Source organism: Burkholderia sp. JPY481, from assembly GCF_038900515.1.
Classification (GTDB): domain Bacteria; phylum Pseudomonadota; class Gammaproteobacteria; order Burkholderiales; family Burkholderiaceae; genus Paraburkholderia; species Paraburkholderia youngii.
In genome coordinates this window covers 1-2577 of record NZ_JAYMRT010000082.1, presented here as the reverse complement: position 1 = coordinate 2577, position 2577 = coordinate 1, and the positions used below count along the sequence as shown (strand labels likewise).

Below are 2577 nucleotides of genomic sequence, written 5' to 3'. Positions count from 1 at the left end.
CCCAGAGCTTTTCCAGCAGCGTTGCGAAGCGACGGCGCAACCGTGTGTCCTGGAATTCGCTTCCCTGGACTCCAAGATTCATCCACGACCGATCATCCGCCCGTCGCTTGCCGGCCATCTCGCTTACGCATGGAACGTGACGTATGCCAGGTTACCAGGTTTCGCGGCAAAGATGTGGGTAATTGCAAGCAACTCGAGACCATCTTGACGAAGGTCTCGCTCCGAGATACCCCATTCGGCGGATCATCGAGGCGTAATATCAGGACTGGGCATAGCTAAACAGCCTGAAGACCTGTTCAAGGACGAGAGGCAAGAGCGCCTCAGCACGTTCCTTCACAGGTCGCTTCAGGAACCAGAGTGTGTGAAAACGCATCGATCGCCTAAACTGAATCAACGCATTGAGCCCGGGTGACTCATGAAGCGATTCGTTGAAGGCGATGACCGCAAGCAGGTCGCACTACTTCCAGAATGCGTCGATGACTACATCGGACAGGACAACCCGGTCAGGGTCATAGACGCCTTCGTCGACGAACTGGATCTTGCAGAACTCGGTTTCGACGGTACCACGCCGGCGATGACGGGCCGCCCGTCCTACCATCCGGGTGTGATGCTGAAGATCTATATCTACGGCTACCTGAACCGGATACCTTCGAGCCGGCGTCTTGAGCGTGAATGCCAGCGCAACGTCGAGTTGATGTGGCTAACGGGACGTCTGGCTCCGGACTTCAAGACGATCGCCGACTTTCGCCGTGACAGCGGCGCAGCCATTCGCAATGTATGCCGGCGTTTCGTCGAACTGTGCCGTGGGTTGAAGCTGCTGTCCAGTGACATGGTGGCCATTGATGGTAGCAAGTTCAAGGCGTCAAACAGCCGCGATAGGAACTACACGGCTAGCAAGATCGACAAGCGTCAGCAGCAGATCGAAGAAAGCGTGCAGCGGTATCTCGACCTGATTGCAACCGCAGACCGGACCAGTCCAACAGGTTTCGATGTGAAGACCGTTCGCCTATACGAGAAGATCGCCCGCTTGCGTCAGCAGATGCGTGAGCTCGCACAGATCAGGAAGCAATTAGAGAAGCAACCGGACAAACAGCTGTCGATGACGGATCCCGATGCACGCTCCATGGCAACAAGCGGAAAAGGCTCCGGCATAGTGGGCTACAACGTTCAGGCAGCCGTAGACACGAAACATCATCTGATCGTTGAGCACGAGGTAACCAATGTCGGAAACGATCACGGACAACTGAGCAGAATGGCGATAGCTGCGAAGGACGCGATGGGCAGATCGAAGCTGAAGGTGGTTGCTGATCGGGGTTACTTCAGCGGGCCAGAGATACGTGCATGCGATCTGAACGACATCAGCGCGTATGTTCCCAAGCCACTCACCTCTGCATCCCGGAAGAAAGGCCTCTTCACCAAGGCCGACTTCGTCTACGTGGCAAAAAGCGACGTGTATCGATGCCCTGCGGGCGAGCGAGCCATTCATCGATTTACGACCGTTGAGCATGACATGAATCTGCGGGTTTATTGGCCAAGCGCGTGCCCGCGTTGCCCTATGAAGGAGCGATGTTCACCCAGCGACTATCGCCGCATCCGACGCTGGGAACACGAGAACACATTGGAAGCCATGCAGCGCCGGCTTGACCGGAAACCCGACGCAATGACCATCCGCCGAAGTACCGTCGAGCATGTCTTCGGTACGCTGAAGCACTGGATGGGTCCTGCACACTTCCTGACCAGGACGCTCAGGCGAGTGAGTACGGAGATGAGCCTTCAGGTGTTGACCTACAACCTGAAGCGGGTCATGAACATACTTGGCATCGCGGGGACGTTGAAGGCCATGAAGATGGCCGGAAGCTAGAGCCCCGAGGGGCTTTGTTGGGCTCGTGATGTTCGATTAGTGCAAACTCGTCGTATCAACCTCGATCAACCTGACCGGCAATCACCCGCTTAGCGGTAGAAATGGAGTTTCCACACACTCTGGAACGTCAGCTGCCGCTCAATTCGCTGACTCGCGACCACCGTTGTGAGATTGTTGGGGCCCTTGGGGTGGAAGGATGTTTCCAGAAAGTCGGATTGAGGCTCAGTTCTCTCAGCGCTTGGCCTGTCTGCATTCGTACACCGTTTGTCTGGAAATCGCCATTGCCTACATCCGTCGGCGAGATTGGAAGAAATGCGTCACGCCAGTCACTATTGACCAGGCCCTTTGACAGAGTCTTCCTCGCATACAGCGCCAGCAACATTCTGGCCCTACGGAACCCTTGTGAACCTGCTCACCGGATTGCCACCACGCTAACCCGCTGCCATTCATTCATTGAGCTTACTGTCCGAAATGCCGACGCGCATGCCGTCACAGTTCAATGAACTCCACGGCAGCTGCGCTCAAAGCGCCTTGCTGATCGATGCAGATATCGTGGCAAGTGATCATCGCATACCTCGCCGAAGACTTAACACTGAAGCGCCCCGGGTTTTCCGGAGACTCCACTTCTTGAGAAAATGGAGCTATGGAAAACACGAAGAAGAAGTCCCCGAGGTACTCGCCGGAAGTTCGTGAGCGGGCTGTGCGAATGGTACTGG

At 55.9% G+C, this 2577-nt stretch carries 3 protein-coding genes; 1 reads left to right on the top strand and 2 read right to left on the bottom strand.

Annotation, left to right across the window (positions count from 1 at the left end):
• Positions 1-82, bottom strand: an 82-nt coding sequence (locus VSR82_RS39625; RefSeq protein ID WP_498858886.1) for a transposase DNA-binding-containing protein, incomplete at its 3' end; no start/stop codon positions are given.
• 333 nt (positions 83-415) lie between these two features.
• On the opposite strand from VSR82_RS39625, the gene VSR82_RS39620 reads away from it, so the two are divergent.
• Positions 416-1861, top strand: coding sequence for an IS1182 family transposase (locus tag VSR82_RS39620; protein WP_498858885.1), 1446 nt, complete (start codon positions 416-418; stop codon positions 1859-1861).
• Positions 1862-2350: 489 nt separating this feature from the next.
• Here the strand turns inward: VSR82_RS39620 and VSR82_RS39615 are convergent.
• Positions 2351-2577, bottom strand: a 227-nt coding sequence (locus VSR82_RS39615; RefSeq protein ID WP_498858884.1) for a hypothetical protein, incomplete at its 5' end; no start/stop codon positions are given.

Bases quoted from the DNA above. Each gene is read 5' to 3' on its own strand.
- VSR82_RS39620 (WP_498858885.1), top strand. From the start codon at position 416: ATGAAGCGATTCGTTGAAGGCGATGACCGCAAGCAGGTCGCACTACTT.